20 protein-coding genes are annotated in these 19,294 nt (G+C 73.9%); 14 read left to right on the top strand and 6 right to left on the bottom strand.

Annotated features, from left to right (window positions below; all coding sequences use genetic code 11):
* Positions 1-58: 58 nt before the first annotated feature.
* Genes ACLBWP_RS06915 through ACLBWP_RS06895 form a run of 5 tightly spaced genes read left to right on the top strand, consistent with a single transcriptional unit; the run spans position 59 to position 5,328 of the window.
* Entirely contained in the window at positions 59-1,288 is a 1,230-nt protein-coding gene (locus ACLBWP_RS06915; protein ID WP_447654612.1) for an alanine racemase, read from the top strand.
* Entirely contained in the window at positions 1,288-2,106 is an 819-nt protein-coding gene (locus tag ACLBWP_RS06910; protein ID WP_447654844.1) for an IclR family transcriptional regulator, read from the top strand. The genes ACLBWP_RS06915 and ACLBWP_RS06910 overlap by 1 nt, the downstream gene beginning before the upstream one ends.
* The gene (locus ACLBWP_RS06905; RefSeq protein ID WP_447654611.1) at positions 2,103-3,068 is read left to right on the top strand and encodes a sugar kinase; all 966 of its coding nucleotides are present in this window, start codon (positions 2,103-2,105) and stop codon (positions 3,066-3,068) included. The genes ACLBWP_RS06910 and ACLBWP_RS06905 overlap by 4 nt, the downstream gene beginning before the upstream one ends.
* Before the next feature lie 23 nt (positions 3,069-3,091).
* A complete protein-coding gene (locus ACLBWP_RS06900; RefSeq protein WP_447654610.1) occupies positions 3,092-3,745 on the top strand; it encodes a bifunctional 4-hydroxy-2-oxoglutarate aldolase/2-dehydro-3-deoxy-phosphogluconate aldolase in 654 nt (217 codons plus the stop codon).
* Entirely contained in the window at positions 3,742-5,328 is a 1,587-nt protein-coding gene (locus tag ACLBWP_RS06895) for an N-acyl-D-amino-acid deacylase family protein (protein ID WP_447654609.1), read from the top strand. Before ACLBWP_RS06900 ends, ACLBWP_RS06895 begins: the two co-directional genes overlap by 4 nt.
* A 20-nt stretch (positions 5,329-5,348) precedes the next feature.
* Here the strand turns inward: ACLBWP_RS06895 and ACLBWP_RS06890 are convergent, their stop codons facing one another.
* Positions 5,349-5,729: a RidA family protein gene (locus ACLBWP_RS06890; protein ID WP_447654608.1), complete on the bottom strand. Its 381-nt coding sequence runs from the start codon at positions 5,727-5,729 to the stop codon at positions 5,349-5,351.
* Between the two features lie 160 nt (positions 5,730-5,889).
* Here ACLBWP_RS06890 and ACLBWP_RS06885 point away from each other — a divergent pair, with 160 nt between their 5' ends.
* Positions 5,890-7,119: a hypothetical protein gene (locus ACLBWP_RS06885; protein WP_243561799.1), complete on the top strand. Its 1,230-nt coding sequence runs from the start codon at positions 5,890-5,892 to the stop codon at positions 7,117-7,119.
* Between the two features lie 89 nt (positions 7,120-7,208).
* Here the strand turns inward: ACLBWP_RS06885 and ACLBWP_RS06880 are convergent, their stop codons facing one another.
* From ACLBWP_RS06880 to ACLBWP_RS06870, 3 genes are all read right to left on the bottom strand, one after another.
* Entirely contained in the window at positions 7,209-7,700 is a 492-nt protein-coding gene (locus ACLBWP_RS06880; RefSeq protein ID WP_243561800.1) for a pyridoxamine 5'-phosphate oxidase family protein, read from the bottom strand.
* Positions 7,701-8,016: 316 nt separating this feature from the next.
* Complete coding sequence (locus tag ACLBWP_RS06875; protein ID WP_243561801.1) at positions 8,017-8,640, bottom strand: hypothetical protein; 624 nt, start codon at positions 8,638-8,640, stop codon at positions 8,017-8,019.
* 160 nt (positions 8,641-8,800) lie between these two features.
* Positions 8,801-9,910, bottom strand: coding sequence for an LLM class flavin-dependent oxidoreductase (locus ACLBWP_RS06870; protein WP_243561802.1), 1,110 nt, complete (start codon positions 9,908-9,910; stop codon positions 8,801-8,803).
* 145 nt (positions 9,911-10,055) lie between these two features.
* On the opposite strand from ACLBWP_RS06870, the gene ACLBWP_RS06865 reads away from it, so the two are divergent.
* Positions 10,056-10,964, top strand: coding sequence for an SDR family oxidoreductase (locus ACLBWP_RS06865; RefSeq protein ID WP_447654607.1), 909 nt, complete (start codon positions 10,056-10,058; stop codon positions 10,962-10,964).
* A gap of 36 nt (positions 10,965-11,000) precedes the next feature.
* Here ACLBWP_RS06865 and ACLBWP_RS06860 read toward each other — a convergent pair whose 3' ends face one another.
* Together ACLBWP_RS06860 and ACLBWP_RS06855 are read right to left on the bottom strand one after the other, a co-directional pair.
* Positions 11,001-11,711 (bottom strand): SGNH/GDSL hydrolase family protein, encoded by a 711-nt coding sequence (locus ACLBWP_RS06860; RefSeq protein ID WP_447654606.1) that lies wholly within the window; start codon positions 11,709-11,711, stop codon positions 11,001-11,003.
* 361 nt (positions 11,712-12,072) lie between these two features.
* Positions 12,073-12,861, bottom strand: coding sequence for an NRDE family protein (locus ACLBWP_RS06855; RefSeq protein ID WP_447654605.1), 789 nt, complete (start codon positions 12,859-12,861; stop codon positions 12,073-12,075).
* A 41-nt stretch (positions 12,862-12,902) separates the two neighbouring features.
* Between ACLBWP_RS06855 and ACLBWP_RS06850 the strand changes: the two genes are divergently transcribed.
* The 7 genes from ACLBWP_RS06850 to ACLBWP_RS06820 all read left to right on the top strand — a co-directional run bounded on the left by ACLBWP_RS06850 (position 12,903) and on the right by ACLBWP_RS06820 (position 19,222).
* The gene (locus tag ACLBWP_RS06850; protein ID WP_447654604.1) at positions 12,903-14,225 is read left to right on the top strand and encodes a bifunctional phosphopantothenoylcysteine decarboxylase/phosphopantothenate synthase; all 1,323 of its coding nucleotides are present in this window, start codon (positions 12,903-12,905) and stop codon (positions 14,223-14,225) included.
* An 85-nt stretch (positions 14,226-14,310) separates the two neighbouring features.
* Positions 14,311-14,712: a DoxX family protein gene (locus ACLBWP_RS06845; protein ID WP_447654603.1), complete on the top strand. Its 402-nt coding sequence runs from the start codon at positions 14,311-14,313 to the stop codon at positions 14,710-14,712.
* A complete protein-coding gene (locus ACLBWP_RS06840) occupies positions 14,709-15,515 on the top strand; it encodes a YqjF family protein (RefSeq protein WP_447654602.1) in 807 nt (268 codons plus the stop codon). The genes ACLBWP_RS06845 and ACLBWP_RS06840 overlap by 4 nt, the downstream gene beginning before the upstream one ends.
* A gap of 188 nt (positions 15,516-15,703) precedes the next feature.
* Positions 15,704-16,354, top strand: a complete 651-nt coding sequence (locus ACLBWP_RS06835) for a GntR family transcriptional regulator (protein ID WP_447654601.1) — start codon at positions 15,704-15,706, stop codon at positions 16,352-16,354.
* Between the two features lie 101 nt (positions 16,355-16,455).
* Entirely contained in the window at positions 16,456-16,917 is a 462-nt protein-coding gene (locus ACLBWP_RS06830) for a MarR family winged helix-turn-helix transcriptional regulator (protein ID WP_243563180.1), read from the top strand.
* Between the two features lie 244 nt (positions 16,918-17,161).
* Positions 17,162-18,040 carry an aggregation-promoting factor C-terminal-like domain-containing protein gene (locus tag ACLBWP_RS06825; protein ID WP_447654600.1) on the top strand — a complete coding sequence of 293 codons (879 nt, stop codon included), beginning with the start codon at positions 17,162-17,164 and terminating at the stop codon, positions 18,038-18,040.
* Positions 18,041-18,067: 27 nt separating this feature from the next.
* Positions 18,068-19,222 carry a low temperature requirement protein A gene (locus ACLBWP_RS06820; protein ID WP_447654599.1) on the top strand — a complete coding sequence of 385 codons (1,155 nt, stop codon included), beginning with the start codon at positions 18,068-18,070 and terminating at the stop codon, positions 19,220-19,222.
* Positions 19,223-19,294: the final 72 nt, after the last annotated feature.

The following is a 19,294-nucleotide window of genomic DNA, read 5'->3' as shown; positions in this document are numbered from 1 at the left end:
GAGGCTGTTGTCCCCGCGGGTGCCCCTGCACGACCGTGGAGGCGACGAAGGAGGATCGATGTCGACCACCCCCGCCACCGTGACGGCGAAGGGCGCCTGGGACCCGGCGAGCCCGCTCCCGCACCACGTGCTGCACGATGCACTGTTGCCGGTGATGACCCTCCGCGACGCCGCGCTCCGGACCAACGTCGCCGTGATGCAGGCCTACGTCGAGCGGCACGGCTTCCGGTTCGCACCGCACATGAAGACGCACATGGCCCCCGCGCTCGCCCGGCGACAGGTGGACGCGGGGGCATGGGGCGTCACGGTGGCTTCGGTGCAGCAGGCCATGGTCGCCTGGGAGCACGGGCTGCGGCACGTGCTGGTGGCGAACGAGGTCCTCGACCCCGCCGGCCTGGCCTGGCTCGCCTCCCGCCGCAGCGTCGATCCCGACTCGGACGTGCTCTGCTACGTCGACTCGCACGACGGCGTCGTAGCGGCTGCCGCAGCCGGCATCGCCGTGGGGGGCCGGGTCCACGTGCTCGTCGAGGTCGGCTTCGCCGGTGGCCGGACGGGCGTGCGGTCGGCCTCCGACGCGCTGGCGGTGGCCCGAGCCGCATCCGATGCCGGGCTGGTGCTGCGCGGGGTGTCCGGGTACGAGGGCGGCCTGCCCGGCGTCGACGCCGCCCGCGCGTACGTGTCCGGGGTCCTCGACGTCGCCGCGGCCGTCCGCCCCCTCGTCGCTGGCGAGCGCGCGCTGCTGAGCATGGGCGGCAGCGCCTGGTTCGACGCCGTGACCGACGCCGTCGCGAACCGACCCGACGACCTGGACGTCCTGCTCCGCTCCGGCGCGTCCCTGACCCACGACGACGGCTTCTACGCGGCGCGCACGCCGTTCCGGCGGCACCCGACCGAGGGCGCCCTGGTCGCCGCGATCGAGGTCTGGGGGCGCGTCACGTCGTGCCCGGAACCCGGGCTGGCGCTCGTGGCCGTCGGCAAGCGGGACATCTCCTTCGACGAGGGGCTGCCGGTGGTCCGCCAGGTCCGGCGCTTCGCCGCCGACCCGTCGGCCCGGTCTGGAGGCGCGGAGCCCGTCACGCCGACCGCTCCGGCACCCGGGACGGTCACCGTCACCCGCCTGGACGACCAGCACTGCTACCTCGCGCTGGCCGACGGGGCGACCCTGACGCCGGGTGACGTCGTCGTGTTCGGCATCTCGCACCCGTGCACGGTGTTCGACAAGTGGCGGCAGGTGCACGTGCTGGACGACGACGACGTCGTGGTCGAGACGATCGCGACGTGGTTCTGATGGACACCACCGGGCTGCCGCCCCGGAACGCCGCGCTGTCGCTCCGCCGGGGGCTGCGGATCCTCGACCTGGTCGCCGACCGCACCCGGAGCGGCGAACCGTCGGTCAGCCTGACGACGCTGAGCACCGCGCTCGGCACGTCGAAGTCGACGGTCCTGCGCCTGACCGCGCCGATGCTCGAGAACGACCTGCTGCGCCGGACGCCCGACGCGGGGTTCACGCTGGGGCTCGGGTCGCTGCTGCTCGGGCAGAGCTACCTCGAGGGCATCGACCTGCGGACCGCTGCCGCGCCGTTCCTCCGCCGGACCGCCGAGCAGACCGGGCTGACCTGCCACCTGGTCGTCCCCGACGGCACCGACATCGTCTACGTCGACAAGGTCGAGACGCGCGGGACCGTCCGGATGGCGTCACGGATCGGCAACCGCCTGCCCATGCGCAACACCGCGTCGGGCAAGGCCATCGTGGCGTTCGGGCCGCCGGAGCTGCTCGACCGGGTCGTGGAGCACCCCGTCCCGGCAACGACCGAGCACACCATCACGGACGACGACCGCTGGCGGAGCGAGGTCGCCCGCACACGCGACCGCGGCTTCGGGATCGACGACCGCGAGAACGAGCCCGACATCCGCTGCGTCGCCGCCCCGGTGCTCGGGCACGCCAACCAGGTCGTCGGCGCGATGAGCATCTCGGGCCTGGCCGCACGCTTCCCGGCGTCGGCCGTCCGGTCGCTCGGCAGCGGGGTCGTCCGCACCGCGCTCGAGATCTCGGTCGCGCTGGGTTCGTCGTCGGCCCAGCTCGCCCTCGCCCGGAGCGCACGGTGACCGGCGTCCTGACGTTCGGCGAGACCATGCTGCTGCTGTCCGGCCGCGGTGCGCTGGCCGACCTGGACACCGTGGCGGTCGACACCGGCGGCTCCGAGAGCAACGTCGCGATCGGCCTGGCCCGCGCCGGGGTCGCCGTGACCTGGGTCGGCCGGGTCGGCACCGACCCCGCTGGTGACCGGGTGCTGACGGACGTCGCTGCCGAGGGCGTCGACGTCGTCCCGGTCCGCGACGCCGCACGGTCGACGGGAATCATGCTCAAGGAACGCCTGCCGGACGGGCGCACCCGCGTGACCTACCACCGCCGGGGCTCGGCGGCGTCGGCCCTCCACCCGGGTGACCTGCCCTCGGGGTTGGTCGAGCAGGCCCGGCTGCTGCACGTCTCCGGGATCACGCTCGCCCTGTCCGACACCGCCCGCGAGACCGTGCACGCGGCGATCGTCCGCGCCGCCGACGCCGGTGTGCCCGTGTCGTTCGACGTGAACCACCGGCCGAAGCTCGTCGAGGACGCCACCGGCCGCGGGTGGTACCGGGCGGTCGCCGCGCAGGCCCGGGTCGTGTTCGCCGGGGACGACGAGGCCCGCCTGGTCCTGGGGCACGACGAACGCCCGGGCGATGAGGAGTCGCTCGCCCACGGACTCGCAGCACTGGCGAACGGCCGGGCGGTCGTGAAGCTCGGGTCCCGCGGCGCCGTGGCCTCGATCGACGGCGTCCTGCACCGCCGTCGTGCCAGTCCGGTCACCGTGGTCGACCCCGTCGGTGCCGGTGACGCGTTCGTCGCCGCGTGGCTCGCCGCGGACCTGGCGGGTGCCGTCCCCGCGGATGCGCTCGACCGGGCCGCGGACGCCGGGGCCCTCGCGTGCACCGTCGACGGCGACTGGCGCCGGCCCGACCCGACCGCCCTCGGCCTGGTCGACACGACCGGCATCGACCACGCCGTGCACGACCGCGTCGACCGCTGACCCCACCGCGAAGGAACGACACCATGACCGACACCACCCGAACCGACGCAGCCCCGGCCCGGCACCGGCACCAGGCCGGTCCCGCCATCGCGATCCTGCGGGGCGGGAACGGCGAGCACGTCGACGACGTCGTCCGCACCCTGGTCGAGGCCGGCGTCCGGGCGATCGAGATCACCACGAACACCCCCGGGTGGCGCGAGGGCATCGCGTCGGCCGTCGAACGCCACGGCAGCGCCGCGACGGTCGGCGTCGGGACGGTGCTCGACCCCCGACAGCTCGACGAGGCCGCCGCGCTCGGTGCGTCGTTCGCGGTGAGTCCGCACACCGACGCCGCCATCGGGGAGCGCGCCCACGAGCGCGGCCTGGGGTGGTACCCGGGTGCGGCCACCCCGACCGAGATCGTGCGCGCCTGGCAGCTCGGCGCCCGGGCCGTCAAGGTGTTCCCAGCCGCGCAGCTCGGCGGCCCCGCGTTCCTTCGCCAGGTGCTCGCCCCGCTCGACTTCGTCGACGTCATCCCGACCGGGGGCATCGGGATCGACGACGCGTGCGACTACCTGGACGCCGGCGCCGTCGCCGTCGGACTCGGCTCCCCTCTCGTCGGCGACGCGCTGACCTCGGGTGACCTCGACGCCCTGCGGACCCGTGCCGAGCGGCTCGTGGCGGCGATGCGCCGATGACCGACGACGCCCCGGACCCCCGACGCCCGGTCCTGCTGCGCGGCGGATCGGTGGTCGGTGCGGACGACGTGGTGCGCGCGGACGTGCTCGTCGAGGGCGACCGCATCAGTGACGTCGGCCCCGGTCTCGCCGTCCCCGCGGACGCCGTCGTGATCGACTGCGGCGAGCGCCTGGTGCTGCCGGGGTTCGTCGACGCGCACTCCCACGCCGGGTCGCTCGTGTTCGAGCCGCAGGTCCAGCTCGCGCTGCTACGGCAGGGCGTCACGACGATCGTCACGGGGCAGGACGGCGTCGGTCCCGCACCCGGGGGTGGCGTGTACGCGGACACGTACTTCGCCGCGATCGACGGACCGCACCCGCGCCACGACGGCACCGGCATCGGCGGGCTGCTCGCCACGTACGACGACACGACGCCGCTGAACGTCGCCGTGCTCGTGCCCGCCGGCACCGTCCGCCACGCGGTGCGCGGCGACGAGCCCGGGCCCGCCGCACCCCACGAACGCCGGGCCATGCGGACGATGGTGCGGGACGGGCTCGACGCCGGCGCGGTCGGGCTGGCGACCGGGCTCGACTACGTGCCGGGCCTGTACGCCGACACCGCGGAGCTGATCGCGCTGTGTGTCGAGGTCGCGGACGCCGATGCGCTGTACGTGTCGCACATGCGCGGCGGCTACGAGGGCAACGCCCGCGCCGGGCTCGACGAGATCGCCGAGATCGTCCGGGCGACCGGCGTCCGGGCGCACGTGTCCCACCTGCACGCGCCGGTGGACCTGGCAGTGGGAGCGCTCGACGCGCTGGCACGGTCCGGCGCACCGATGACGTTCGACGCGTACCCGTACTCGCGCGGGTGCACGATCCTGTCGATGCTGCTGCTGCCCGCCGAGCTCGCCCGACCGGGGACACCCGACCTGGCGCGGGCGGTCGCCGACCCCGCTGGCCGGGCCCACGTTCGAGGACGGGTGCTCGACCGGGTGCTCGCCCGCGCCGACCTGGGCACCGGGTGGGCCGACCAGGTCATGCTGTCGCACGTGCCGGCGCCCGAGTTCCACGCACTGCAGGGCCGGACCCTCGCCGAGGCCGCCGAGCTGACCGGCAGCGACCCGCTCGACCTGGCGCTCGACGTGCTGGTCGACTCGGCACTGCAGGTCACCGCCGTGATGCGGGTTCCCCGGCCCAGGACGGCCGACGAGCTGACGCCGCTGTTCCGTCTGCCCGGGCACATGGCCGGCTCAGACGGCATCTTCGTCGGGACGCACCCGCACCCCCGGGCGTACGGCACGTTCGCGCGCACCCTGCAGGAGTACACGCTGCCCGGTCGGCTGAGCTGGCCCGAGACGACGCAGCACCTGTCCGCGACGGCCGTCGAGCGCCACCGCCTGGGTGCCCGTGGCGTCGTGGTGCCCGGAGCGGTCGCCGACCTGGTCGTGGTCGATCCCGCCCGGGTGGCTGCACGCTCGACCTACGCGCACCCGATGCGCCTGGCCGAGGGCATCGACGACGTCCTGGTCGCCGGGGTGCCCGTGCTGGCCGACGGCGCCCTGACGCACGCGACCCCCGGCCGCGGACTCCGCAGAGAACGGTGACCGGGGGCACGCGCGCTCGCTCAGCCCGGCAGCAGCGCGACGACGTCGATCTCGACCAGGATCGACGCCAGGTGCGACTGCACGGTGGTGCGGACCGGGTACGGCTCGGAGAAGTGCTTCGCGTACTCGGCGTTGAAGGCCGCGAAGTCACGGTCGGAGTGCTCAAGGTGCACGGTCGACTTCACGACGTCGTCCAGCGTGGCGCCGCGCTCGGCCAGCACCGCGCTGATGTTCGCCAGCACCTGGGCGGTCTGACCGGCGACGTCGTCGGCGATCGCGCCGGTTGCCGGGTCCTGCGGGCCGAACCCGGCGGTGTACAGGAACCCGCCGGCGACGATGCCCTGGCTGTAGGGGCCGGCGGGCTTCGGGGCGTTGTCGGTCACGATGGCGGTCTTCGGCACGTGGGACTCCTTGCGAGGTGGCGGACGGGAGCTCCAGGCTAGGGCGACCGCGTCGGACCCAGCCGGCCACGTGGTGGCGGGTTCCGGCCTGCACAACGCGGGTCGGGCCTCCAGTGCGCGTTGCGCGGGCCCCCCAGGAACGGGCCGCTATCGTCGGGGAGTGCCGTCCGCCCCGTCGTCGATCGCCTCCGGCCGTCGCCGTGTCCTCGACGTCGTCACGAGTCTGCCCGTGTGGGCCACCGTGGTGCTCGTCTGGTTCGGCGGACGCCTGGTGTCGACGTCCTGGTTGGCCATCGTCTACCCGCTGGCCGGGCGGGCCATGCCGGACAACGCGATCTGGGGCAACGACCACGGCTTCCTGCGGTTCCTGACCGCCTGGGACGGCCAGTACTACGAGCAGATCTCGTTGCACGGGTACCCTTCGACGCTGCCGCTCGACGCCACCGGCCACGTCGCGCAGAACGCCTGGGCGTTCCTGCCGACGTTCCCCTTCCTGATCCGGTTCGTGACGGTGTGGACGGGCATGACCTTCGAGGTCGCCGCGCCGCTCATCGCACTCGCCGCCGGCCTGATCGCGGCGTTCCTGCTGCACCGCCTGGTGCGCGACCGTGCCGGGGACGCGGCGGCGCTGTGGGCGGTGTTCTTCTTCACGTGTGGTCCGCTGTCGTTCCTGCTGCAGGTCGGCTACGCGGAGAGCCTGTTCCTGGCGCTCACCTTCGGCGCGCTGTTGGCGCTCGAACACCGGCGGTACGGGCTGCTCACCGTGCTCGGCGTGGTGGCCGCGTTCACCCGGCCGGGTGCGCTCGCGATCCCACTGACGCTCGGTGTGGTCGCACTGGTGCGGTGGATCCGGGCGCGACGCAGCCAGGGACGGGTGCTCGACGACTTCCCGCTGCGGGAACAGGCGCAGGTCGTCGCCGCGGGCGTCGTGATGGTGCTCGCCGGTGTGGCGTGGCCGCTCATCGCGTCGCACGTCACCGGCCGCCCCGACGCCTACCTGGCGACCGAGATGTCGTGGTGGGTGGCGTTCATCGGCCGCGTGGACTTCGTGCCGTTGACGCCGTGGTTCCTGACCGCCGCGACCTGGACGGGCACCATCGGGGTGGTCGTCGTCATCGGACTCCTGATCGCCTACCCGGTGTGGCTCGCCCGTCGGTCGACCCGGAAGCTCGGGCTCACCACCGTCGTGTTCGCCGGCGCGTACGCGCTGTACGTCTTCGCGGTGTCGCTCCCGATGGCGTCGACGCCCCGGCTGCTCATGCCGCTCGCGCCCCTGTTCGGGTCCCCCGAGCTGGTCGCCCGGCCGTGGATGCGGTGGACCCTGGTCACCTGCGCCCTTGCCGGACAGCCCGTGTTGATCGCGGTGCTGTGGCTGCTCGGCCCGCCGTAGGCCCCCGACCGTCACTGCTCGGCCCGCCGGAGGCCACCGAGCGCCACTGCTCGGCCCGCCGGAACGGACCGAGCAGCGCCGCGCCGCGGTCAGAGCTCGATCGTGCCGTGCGACCCGACGTCGGGCCGGTCCTGCTTGCCGAGCGCGGCCTTCATCGTCTGCACGAGGCTGCCGACCGGGCCGGTGTCCTGGGTCCAGTACTCGACCGAGTCCCCCTCGACCGTGAGCAGTCGGATGCTCGGGTCCTCGCGGCCGTCCGGGAACCAGGCCTCGGCGAACGGGGACCACAGGTCGTCGATGACCGAGTCGTCCTTGCTGACCGTGGCGGTGCCGGCGATGGACAGGTAGCCGCCCTGGGACTCGATCGCGACGTTCACGTGCGGGTTCCTGGCGATGTCGTCGACCTTCTCGCTGCCGTCCTGCACCAGGAAGCGCAGGGTGCCGTCGAAGGTCTTGTCCTGCACCGCGAGCGGGCGGGCGTGCAGGCTGCCGTCCTCGCTGACGGTGGTCAGGAGGGCCGTCCGGGCTCCGTGGACGATGTCCGAGATGGCGGCCCGCTGGTCGGTCTGGTTGTCGGTCATGGTGCTCCTTCGCATCGTGCGCCCCGTGTCGCCGGACGTGCCGGGCCCTGCGGGGCCGTACCGTTCGGTCCAGTCTGCCCCCGCAGTCTGGACGCGTCCGGCACGTGGTCCGTGCACGCTCGGGGCCAGCCGTGCCAGCTGCGTGGGGCCGCGCCGAGACTCGGCCCCAGCCAGGCCGACCCGGCGGCGCCGAGACTCGGCCCAGCGGACAGATCGCGGCGAGTGGACGGCGCAGACTGTCCGAGGAGCCGAGACTCGGCGACGCAGGCCGCCAGCGCAGGCCGCCAGCGCGGGCCGCCGCCAGCGGGGCGCCGCGTCAGGCTGGCTCGAGGATGGTGGTCTCGACGTCGACGACCTGCGGGATGCGCGGCATCGACGCGAACCCGAAGCGCACCGGCGGGTCGAGCGGCGCCAGCGTCCCGAGGGGCTCCCCCGCCCAGGTCCCGCGCACGCCGGTGACGTCGTGCGCCCCGGTCACGCCGTAGTACTCGCGGCGACCGTTGCCGGCCGACCCCGCGGTGCCGGCACCGGGTGCGACGAGCCGCGCGATCGGGTCGATCGCCCGCAGCCAGCGCGGGTCGCGGGCGATGGGCTTCGGCACGACCCGGAGCACGCGGCCGAGCGGCGAGATCGTGCCGACGTCGATCGAGGCGTGCAGCTGTCCGGCGTCGAGCTCCAGCCCGGCTGTGGTCCGGCGTGCGTGCACGGGGACGACGTCGACGGCGTCGAAGCGGTACGTGCCGGACACGTAGGCGGCGACGATCTCGTCCGGGGCCAGCAGCACGCTCGACCCGTCGGGCAGCTCCACGAAGACGTCCGTGAACGCACCGAACGGGGAGCGGTCCCACATCCCGATCACCAGGCGGACGCCGGACGTCGTCCCGACGCCCATGATCCGACCACGGAAACGACGTTCGGTGACTGCAGGACGCGACGGCATGCCGTGGACGGTACCCGGCACCCCCGAGAGATTCCGTGACGGACTGGAGGCGCGCCTCCCGTCCGTCAGGTCGGCTGACGGCCATCGAGGGAGCAGGAACCGTCGTGTGGGTCGCGTCGACCCGACGACAGCTGCTCCCTCGAACGCGCGCAGAAGCGCGCTACGGGACGGGGACGGGCTCGGCGAGCAGCTCGCGCACGCGCGGTGCGACGGCCGTGCCGTACAGCTCGATCGAGCGCATCATGTCGGCGTGCGGCAGGCGCCCCGTGGCGTAGCGCATGTCGAACCGGGTGACCCCGAGGATGCGCATGTTGCGGGCGATCTTGCGCGCGACGGTCTCGGGCGAGCCGACGTACAGCGACCCGCCGGCGGACAGCCCGGCCTGGTACTGCGCGGTGTCCAGAGGCGGCCAGCCGCGCTCCCGACCCAGGCGGTCGGTGACGGCCTTGTGGTAGGGCCAGTAGCGCTCGGCCGCTTCTTCGTCCGTGGCGGCGATGAACCCGGGCGAGTGCATCGCGATCGGCTGCTGCGGGAGCTCGAGCTGCGTCAGGGCCTGGCGGTACAGGCGCGAGAACGGGGCGAACTGCGCCGGCTGCCCGCCGATGATGGCCAGGAACAGGGGCAGGCCGTACGACGCGGCGCGGATGACCGACTGGGGCGAACCGCCGACGCCGACCCACGTCGGGATCGGGCCGTGCTCGAGCTTCGGGAAGACGTCCTGGTCGGTCAGCGACGCGCGCTTGGTGCCGCTCCACGTGACCGCGTCGCCGCCGCGCAGGGCTGCCCAGAGCTGGAGCTTCTCCTCGAACAGGACCTCGTAGTCGCCGAGCTCGTAGCCGAACAGCGGGAAGGACTCGGTGAACGAGCCACGGCCCAGGATGACCTCGGCGCGGCCGTTCGACAGCGCGTCCACGGTCGCGAAGCGCTCGTACACGCGGACCGGGTCGTCGCTCGACAGGACCGTGACGGCGCTGCCGATGCGGATGCGCTCGGTGCGGGCGGCGATGGCGGCGAGGACGACCTCGGGGGCGCTCACCACGAAGTCCTCGCGGTGGTGCTCGCCGACGCCGATGAAGTCGATGCCCACCTGGTCGGCCAGGACGGCCTGGTCGACGACGTCGCGGATGCTCTGCGCGTCGGACTGCATCGAGCCGTCGGCGAGTTCGGTGACGTCGCCGAACGTGTCCAGGCCCATCTGCACGGGGCCGACACGGTCCGGGGCGGGCGGCGGCACGTCCGAGGGGCGACCGGTACCGAATGCGTTGCTCATCGCGTCCTCCAAGTGAATGCGTTTGCATGAATCTAGCACGATCGCATCGCCGGGTCCAGCGCCAGCGGCGGACGGTCCAGCGCCCGCGGCGCACGGTCCAGCGCCCGCGGCGGACGGTCCAGCGCCCGCGTGTACCGTCCCTCGCATGCCGAAGATCCCCGACCAGACCGGACGCCGCATCGTCGTGACCGGATCGAACAGCGGCACCGGCCGCGAGACCGCCACCCGACTCGCCGAGGCCGGCGCGTCGGTCGTGATCGCGGTGCGGACGACGGCGAAGGGCGACGAGGCGGCCGCATCGATCCGCCGGCAGTTCCCGCACGCCGACGTCGAGGTCCGTGAGCTCGACCTGGCCGACCTGGCGAGCGTGCGGCGCTTCGCGGCGGGCATCATCGCGGACGACCGCCCCCTCGACGTCCTGGTGAACAACGCGGGCGTGATGGCGCCGCCGAAGCGGTTCGAGACCGTCGACGGCTTCGAGCTGCAGTTCGGCACGAACTACCTCGGTCCGTTCGCGCTGACGAACCTGCTGATGCCGGCGCTGCTGCGGGCCGCGGCACCGCGCGTGGCGACGATGTCGAGCCTGGCGGCGATCCCCGGCCGGATCCGCTTCGACGACCTGCAGTGGACGCGCGGGTACTCCCCGTGGCGCGCGTACGCCCAGTCGAAGCTCGCCGACCTGCTGCTCGCGCTGCACCTGCACACGCTGTCGGTCGAGCTCGACTGGCCGCTCGTGTCCACCGCCGCGCACCCGGGCTACACGCGCACGAACCTGCAGTCGGCGGGACGCTCACTCGGCCGGTCGAAGCCGGTGTCATCGAGTCAGCGTGCCTGGCCCTTCACGCAGGGCGTCGAGCAGGGCAGCGAACCGCTGCTGTTCGCCGCGGTCGGGCGCTCTGCCGTCGGTGGCGCCTACTACGGCCCGTCGGGGCCGCTCGGCATCACCGGGCCGACGACCACGGTGTCGATCCCGGGATCGGCGCGCAGCACGGACCTGGCGCGCAGCCTGTGGGCCGTGGCCGAGGACCTGACCGGCACGAAGCCACCTGCCTGAGCCAGCCCCCGGCGGCCGGTCGGGTCAGACGCTCCGTCAGAACTGCACGTCGTCGCGCGTGAACGCCGCGGCGACCGACGCCTCGATCGCCTGCTGCCCCTGGACCGTCGGGTGCACGTCGTCCGACTGCATCCAGCTCGGGTGCCCGCGCAGCGGTGTGCCGATGTCGACGTACTGCCCGCCCTCGTGCTGGATGGCCTTGCGCAGGGCCTTCGAGATGACGGCGAGCTGCGCGGGCGGGGCGTCCTGGTTCCAGATCGCGCTGAGCCCGATCAACCGCGCCCCGGGCAGCCGGCGGTGCACGTCGGCCACCACCTGGTTCGTGGCGCTGCGGATCTCGGCGTCGTCCATGCCCAGGTCGTTCGAGCTCGCCTGCACGAGCACCACCTGCGGCCGGAGCACCACCGCCCGCTTGATCAGGGTCGGGTAGGCGCTGGCGCAGTCGTCGTCGTCACCCAGGGCCGCGACACCGGCACCGTCGCAGGACAGGTTCGTGAGCGCCCAGTGCTGGTGTTCGGCCAGCAGCGCGGGCCAGGCCTGCGACTCGGTGAGCCCGTGTCCACCGCTGATCGAGTCCCCCACCACGACCACCCGCACGTGCGCTGCGTGGTCCCACGGTCGCGCGGACGCCGTGGGCACCAGAGTCCGTGCAGCGGCGACCGAGGAGTCCTCGGAACAGGCGCCGAGCGTGAGCGCCGCGGCGACCGCCAGCACGGCGGCGAGCAGGGTACGGGGTGGTGGGGTCACGGCCGGGGACGCTACGCCCGTGGACCGCGGCGAGGCGGTGGGCGCGTACCCCGTCCGCTTCCGGTGCGCTCAGACACCGGACGGGAGGCCCGGTGCGCCTCCGCCACGCCGGCGCGGCCGGGTGCGGCGCCGCGCGGGCTCGCGCCGGTGCGGGGTCGCGCGAGCTCACGCGGCGCTCGGCCCGCCGCCGCCGGGCGGGCGGTGCGGCCCTCACCGGCCCGCCGCCGCCGGGCGGGCGGCGCGATCGCACCCCGCCACGGGCATCGCGCCCCGGTGCACCGGGGCGCGGTGTCCGCCAGGGGGCGCGATGCGGAGGCACCGCTCGCGCCCCGGCGCCCCCGGCGCCGCCGGCGCTCACGGCTCAGGCGCGGTGCAGCTCCACCGACCCGCGGATGTCGCCGGGGTCGGCCAGGCGGGCATGCTGCAGCACCGTCCGGCCTGGGCTGACGGCAGCGGCGACGATCGACAGCGTCGCGAAGTGTCCCTCGGGCTCGACGGTGTCCCGCAGGATCGCGTCCGGGTCGTCGGCGGGCAGGGCAGCGGACTCGGCGAGCAGCCCGAACCAGGGACTCCAGCCGTCGCCCGCGTCGGTCCCCGCGTCCGCTGCCCGGAGTTCGTCGAACGGCGCCAGGGCGGGCGGCCCGTCCGGTGCGGCCACGGCGCGGAACGCTCCGAGCCACCGACCGACGCGGGGCGCCGCGGGGTCGTCGGGCTCGCCGTGCGTGACCATGTGCACGCCGGGGCCGAGCTCGGTGGTGCGGACGCGCGACCCGTCCCACGACACGACCGACGCACCCGAGGCCGTGGCGTGCACCAGGTTGAAGGCCCGCGTGGTCGGCACGGTGTCGTCGTGACCGGGGAGCGCTCCCTGCAGGGCGTCGAGGGGCAGCACCCCGCGGGTGGTCCAGGTGCCGTCGGTCGCGGGCACGTCCTCCCACCGGTTCAGCACGACGGCGAGCCCGGCCTGGTCCGACGCCGCGAGCCAGGCGCCGCCGGCTTCACGGTCACGGACGCCGCGCAGGGCCGGGTCGCGCTCGGGCCACCACGCCGCGGGCGGGTCCCACGGCCGGCTCGGGGACTCGTCGCGCATCGCGAGCATGGTCACGGGCCACTCGGCCGCGGGATCGACGCGGATGACGACGGTGCACATGCGCTCGATCCTTCCACGCCGCCCCGGGTAGCGTGGGCGGTGTGAACGGAGCACCCGCAGCACGCAGGACCATCGTCGTCGGCATCACCGGAGGCATCGCGGCCTACAAGGCGGTGCAGGTCATCCGCGGCTTCGTGAAGGCGGGCCACGACGTGCACGTCGTCCCGACCGAGGGGGCGCTGCGCTTCGTCGGGCTCCCCACCCTCGAAGCACTCAGCCGGAACCCGGTCACCACGAGCGTGTTCGAGGACGTCGCCGAGGTCCGCCACGTGGCGCTCGGCCGTCGGGCGGACCTGGTCGTCGTCGCCCCCGCCACCGCCGACTCGCTCGCCCGGATGGCCGCGGGACTGGCCGGCGACCTGCTCGGCACGACGTTGCTCGCCACCGAGGCACCCGTCGTCGTGGCACCGGCGATGCACCCGCAGATGTGGGAACACCCCGCCACCCGGGCGAACCTGGCGACCCTGCGCAGCCGCGGCGTGCACGTGGTCGGCCCCGAGGTCGGCGCGCTGACGGGTGACGACGCGGGCATCGGCCGGATGTCGGAACCCGAGGACATCCTGGCGGCCGCCCTGGCGGTGCTCGACCGGACGACCACCGCGAGCCGACCCGACGGGGCCGCACCGAGCCTCCAGTCCGGCAGCACCGGAACCACCGGCGCGGTCGGCAGCACCGGTGCCCGCGGCGAACAGGGCGACCTGGCGGGCGTCCGCGTCGTCGTCAGCGCCGGCGGCACCCGCGAGCCCTTCGACCCCGTCCGCTTCGTCGGCAACCGCTCGAGCGGCCGACAGGGCGTGGCGATCGCGACGGCCGCCGCGGCCCGCGGAGCCGAGGTCGCCCTGGTGGCGGCCAACATCGACGGCGGGCTGCTCGCCGGACTCGACGCGCGCATCGTCGCCGTCGGGTCCGCCCTCGAGCTCGCCGACGCCGTGCACGCCGCTGCCACCGAGGCCGACGTGATCGTGATGACCGCAGCGGTGGCCGACTACCGGCCGGCCCAGGTGCTGCCCGAGAAGCTCAAGAAGGACACCCAGGGCGAGACGATGTCGCTCGAGCTGGTGCGGAACCCCGACGTGCTGGCCGACCTGGTGGCGAACCGCCGGACCGGGCAGATCGTCGTCGGGTTCGCCGCCGAGACCGAACCCGACCGTGACGCCCGCATCGAGCTCGGCCGCGCCAAGATCGCCCGCAAGCCGGCCGACATGCTCGTCGTGAACCGGGTCGGCTGGTCCGAGGGCTTCGAGCGCGAGGAGAACGCGATCGAGGTCATTGTTCCCGGTGGCGACGTGGTCCGCCGGGCCGAGGGCACGAAGGCCGACGTCGCAGCGGTGGTCCTCGACCTGGTGGCGACGGCCCTGGTCTGACGGAGGGTCCGGCGCATCCTGGGGTGCTTCTGGATCCTGGGGTGCTACTGGGAGGAACCGGCACCGGGCGGGCCACGATGGGGCCATGGGACGACGCTCAGCACGCGCCAGACGCGCCACCAGGACCGCCGGCGCACTCGCACTCCTGCTCGGCGGTGCCGGCATCACGCACTTCGTCCGGCCGCGCGGCTACGACCGCATCGTGCCCGAAGGCCTGCCGCCGCGCACCACCACGCTGCTCTCCGGGGCCGCCGAGCTCGGCATCGCGGCCGGCCTGCTGGTCCCCGCGACGCGTCGGGCCTCGGGGATGGCGGCCGCCGCGCTGTTCCTGGCGGTCTTCCCCGCGAACGTCACCATGGCGAAGCAGCTGCTCGACAGTCCCCGGTCGTCGCGGGCGATGCGCCTGGTGTCGGTGCTGCGACTCCCCCTGCAGGCCCCGCTGGTCGTCTGGGCCCTGCGCGTCGGTCGGCACGCGCCCCGGCGATGACCCAGCCCTCGCGCGAGCGGGCGTCCGTCCCGCTGGTCCACCGGCCGGTCACCGTGCACGCCTGGCAGGACGTCGTCTTCGCGCACTGGCGGCACGACCCCGCGTCGCTGGCGCACATGGTGCCGCGGGGCACCCGTCCGGACGTCGTCGACGGCAGCGCCTGGGCCGGCCTGACGACGTACGTCTTCCGCGAGACCCGGGTGCCGCCGTTCCCGCCCTCGGGGCGTCTGGGGTCGATGACCGAGGTCACGATCGAGATCCTGACCGTCGACGACCACGGACGCCGCGGGGTGGTCTACCGCACGGTCGACACCGCGAACGTGCCGGCCATCGTCGCCGCGCACGCGCTGCTCGGCGTGCCCTACACGTTCGCGCACGCCCGTGGTCGGCGTCGCGGGGACTCGCTGCGGTACCGGTCGGTACGGCACCCGGAGCGCTCGGGTTCGCCCCTCGGCCGGTTCCGCAGCCTGCGCGACGCGCGTTCCCGGGGCCTCCGGTCAGGAGGCCCGGGTCAGCCCCGTCACGCCGCCTCGATCCGCGTCGTGGCCGGCGAGGTCGACGACGCGCCCCTGGCGACCGAGCTCACCACGCGCGCGGGGATCCACGCACGGCACCTGGCGCAGACGGTGTTCTGGCAGCGCCAGCACCCGCCGCTGACGCTGCGGCGCGCGACGCTGGAACGCCTGGACGGCGACCTGCCGGACGCCGTGGGGATGTCGGGGTTGTTCGACCGGGCGCCGGACTCGCTGCTCGTGCTGGACGGCACGACCGTGCGGTACGCCTGGGGCGACGTCGTCCGCTGAGCGGTTCGCGTGGGGCGACGTCGTCCGCTGAGCGGTTCCGCGGCGACTCGGGGCCGTCCTGCGGGTGCGGGGAACGGACTGACACACCGCGATCCGACCAGAACACCGTTCGTATGTCAGGTATCGTCGGTGATGCGTCCGCACCGACCCGTGTGGCCCCACGGAACCCGAACCCGAAGGAAAACGCCATGCCGGTCCCCAGCAGTGCACCGACCGAACACCAGCTGCTCCGCGACACCGTCCGCCAGAAGATCCACGCGGCGATCATGGACGGCACACTCGAGCCCGGCGAGCGACTCAACGACGACGAACTGATCGCCTGGCTGGGTGTCTCCCGCACCCCGATCCGCGAGGCCCTCAGTCAGCTCGCCCGCGCCGGCCTGATCGAGATGGCGCCGAACCGGTACACGCGCATCACGACGCCGAACCCGGACGAGGTGATCGAGGCGCTGCAGACCCTCGGCGTCCTGTTCGGCGGCGTCGTCCGTCTGGCCGTCCCCCGGCTCACCGCGACCTCGCGCAAGGCGATCCTGGCGGCGCTCGACCGGACGATCGCCGAACTCGAGTCGCACGACGTCAGCGGCGTCAACAAGGACGCCCTCGGGGTCTTCGCCCGGTACGTCGCCGAGTGCGGCAACGAGAACCTGCAGCGCGTGTGCACCGACACGATGGACGGGCTGGCCTTCCGCCTGCGCCTGCCGAACCTGGACGAGCTCGTGGACTGGGACCGGATGATCGCCGACTTCAAGCGGCTGCGCACGGCGACCGAGAACGGTGACAACATCGCGGCCGAGCTCGCCACCGAGGCCATCCACCAGCTCCCCGGCGAGAAGCACTGACCGCGGATCGCCGACACGAGACTGAGCATCCACACAGACACCACGCCGCAGGTCGCCCCGGTAGCATCGTGGCGACCAACGGACGACCCCCGGAGCACCAGATGAGCAGGCGGCAGACCGACCGCAACGAGATCGCCGCACGCCTGGCTGCGGCGGTCGGGCGGATCAACCGTCGTGCCCGCTCCGACGCGGCCTCGCTGGGGTACGGCATCGTGTCCGCGCTCGCCACGGTCCAGCGCGAGGGGCCCCTTCGACCGGGTGACCTGTCGCGGCTCGAGGTCGTCACGAAGCCCACGATGACGCGGATCCTGACCGAACTCGAGCAGCGTGGGCTGATCGAGCGCGAAGCCGATCCGACCGACGGCCGTGCGTTCATGGTCAGCATCACCGACGCCGGCGTGGCCGCAGTCGAGGACGCTCGGACGCAGCGCACCGGCATCGTCGCCGAGCTCATCCACGATCTGCCGGCCGCCGACCTCGCCGCCATCGCGGGTGCCCTCGACGCCCTCGAGCGCGTCGCCCAGGGCGAGGGGCAGCGCTCCCAGGAACAGCCCAGCTCCTAGCGTCGAACGGTCCGTTACCGAACCGTTACCGGCGGGTGGACGGACGGTTCTGCCAGGGCTCGTGGACAGGTCGCTCAGGCTCGTCCTCCATCGTGGCCCCTCCGCCGACGCGGCAGCCGCCCCACACGGTTGCCCGGCGGACGGACGGGCCCCACACCACCGTCCGGTCTCCACCATCGGCGACGATCGTGCCGCCTGCGATGCTGCAGCGCCCACGAGCGCGCCGTCCGAGCACCCGGAAACGATGCCAGCACCGCACCCGCACTCCCCCACGTCCCCGACCACCCGTCGAGCAGCGCTCGACAGCCCCTCTCGCCGCATCCGGCGCACGCTCCGCAAGCGCGGCGTGCTGCTGGCCAGCGGCGCCGCGGTGCTCGTCGTCGCCGGCGGCGCCCTGACCGTCGGCACGCAGCCGGCCATCGGCGAGGCGATCGGCATCCCGACGTCCTCGGCCACGGCAGCGCCGGCCCTGAGCGGCACCGCGCTCGACCGTGCCCAGGCCGCTGCGACCATCAGCACCGCGAAGACGGTGGTCGCCGACGCGAACGACAAGACCGACACCCGGACCCTCGAGCGGCGCATCGCGTCGCTGTCCGACTACCAGCGCCTGTCCGGTGCGGCAATCAGCGACCGCATCCAGACGACCGTCGACACCGCGCAGGACGTCGCCCAGGCCAGCGCGGACCAGGACCAGCAGGATGCCGACGCCGCAGCCGCCGCTGCCCGCGCCGCCGAAGCCGCCGCCAAGGCCAAGGCCGACGCCGACGCCGCGGCTGCTGCCGCCGCGCAGGCCGCAGCCGCCCAGGCCGCCGCCAACACCCCGGCCGGGGCGAAGGCCACCGCGGCCGCGCTCGCGTCGTCGCAGTACGGCTGGGGCGCCGACCAGTTCCAGTGCCTGAACAGCCTGTGGACGAAGGAGTCGGGCTGGGACTACCAGGCGTACAACCCGTCCGGCGCGACCGGCATCCCGCAGGCCCTGCCCGGGTCGAAGATGGCGACGATCGGGTCGGACTGGCAGACCAACGCCACCACGCAGGTCACCTGGGGGCTCAAGTACATCAAGGACGCGTACGGCAGCCCGTGCGCGGCGTGGAGCCACTCGCAGGCGACGAACTACTACTGAGCCGTGATCGTCGTGTAGGCATGCACCGTGACGACGATCGGACTCCGCCGCATGCGGCCGCGCGACCCCGCCGAGGGCCACCGTGCCGCCAGCCCGCTCGAGCTGCTGTTCGACCTGGTGTTCGTCGTCGCGGTGGGCTTCGCCGCGTCCAACCTGCACGAGATCGAGACCGAGGGGCACGTCACCTCGGCGATCCTGTCGTACGCGTTCGTGTTCTTCGCGATCTGGTGGGCGTGGATCAACTTCACCTGGTTCGCCACGTCGTTCGACACGGACGACTGGTTGTACCGCGTGACGACCTTCGTGCAGATGGCAGGGGTCCTCGTGCTGGCCGCCGGGGTCGGTCCCGCCATGCGCGGCGAGGCGCCGGTGGTCGTCGTGATCGGCTACGTGGTGATGCGCCTGGCGCTCGTCGCGCAGTGGGTCCGCGCGGCCGTGTCGGCCCCGCGGTACCGGTCGACCGCGACCACCTACGTGCTCGGCGTGGTCGTCGTGCAGGCCCTCTGGGTGGCCCTGCTCGCGGTCCCGCCCGCAGCCCGGTCGATCGTCATCCCGGTGTTGATCCTGCTCGAGCTGCTGGTGCCGGTGGTGGCCGAGTCGCGGGGCGAGACGACCCCGTGGCACACGCACCACATCGCCGAGCGCTACTCGTTGTTCACGCTCATCGTGCTGGGCGAGGGGCTCGTCGCATCGGCCAACGCGGTCATCGACGGGCTGCGGCACGCCGAACACCTGGGCCCGCTGCTCACCCTGGCCGCCGGCGGCCTGGTCATCGTCGCCGGGCTGTGGTGGATCTACTTCTCGCGCGAACAGCACGAGCACATCCGCGGTCTGCCGAGCGCCCTGGTGTTCGGGTACGGCCACTACCTGGTGTTCGCCGCCGCTGCCGCGCTGCCCGCGGGGATCGAGGTGGCGGTCAGCGCGGATGCCGGCCAGGCCGACCTGTCCCGCGCCTCGGTCGCGGCCACGATCGCCGTCCCGGTCGCGCTGTTCGTCGCGGCGGTGTGGGCGCTGGCCCTCCGGCCGTCGCTCGCGCCCCGGTGGAACGTCGCCGTCGTCCTGCTCACGCTGGTGATCGTGGCGAGCACCGCGGTTCCCGCGGTGTCCCTGGCGGTGGCCGCCGTGGCGGTCGTCGGCATCGTCGTGGTGCTGGAGGTCGCGGACCGCAGCCCGGTCGCCTGACGGCCTGGAGGCGCGTGGCGGCGCCGCCACGCGCCTCCAGGCCGGTCGACGGTCGCGTCAGTGCGCTGGACG

It is taken from the genome of Microbacterium sp. M1A1_1b (genome assembly GCF_053345565.1).
This window is presented reverse-complemented; position numbering and strand designations above follow the sequence as displayed.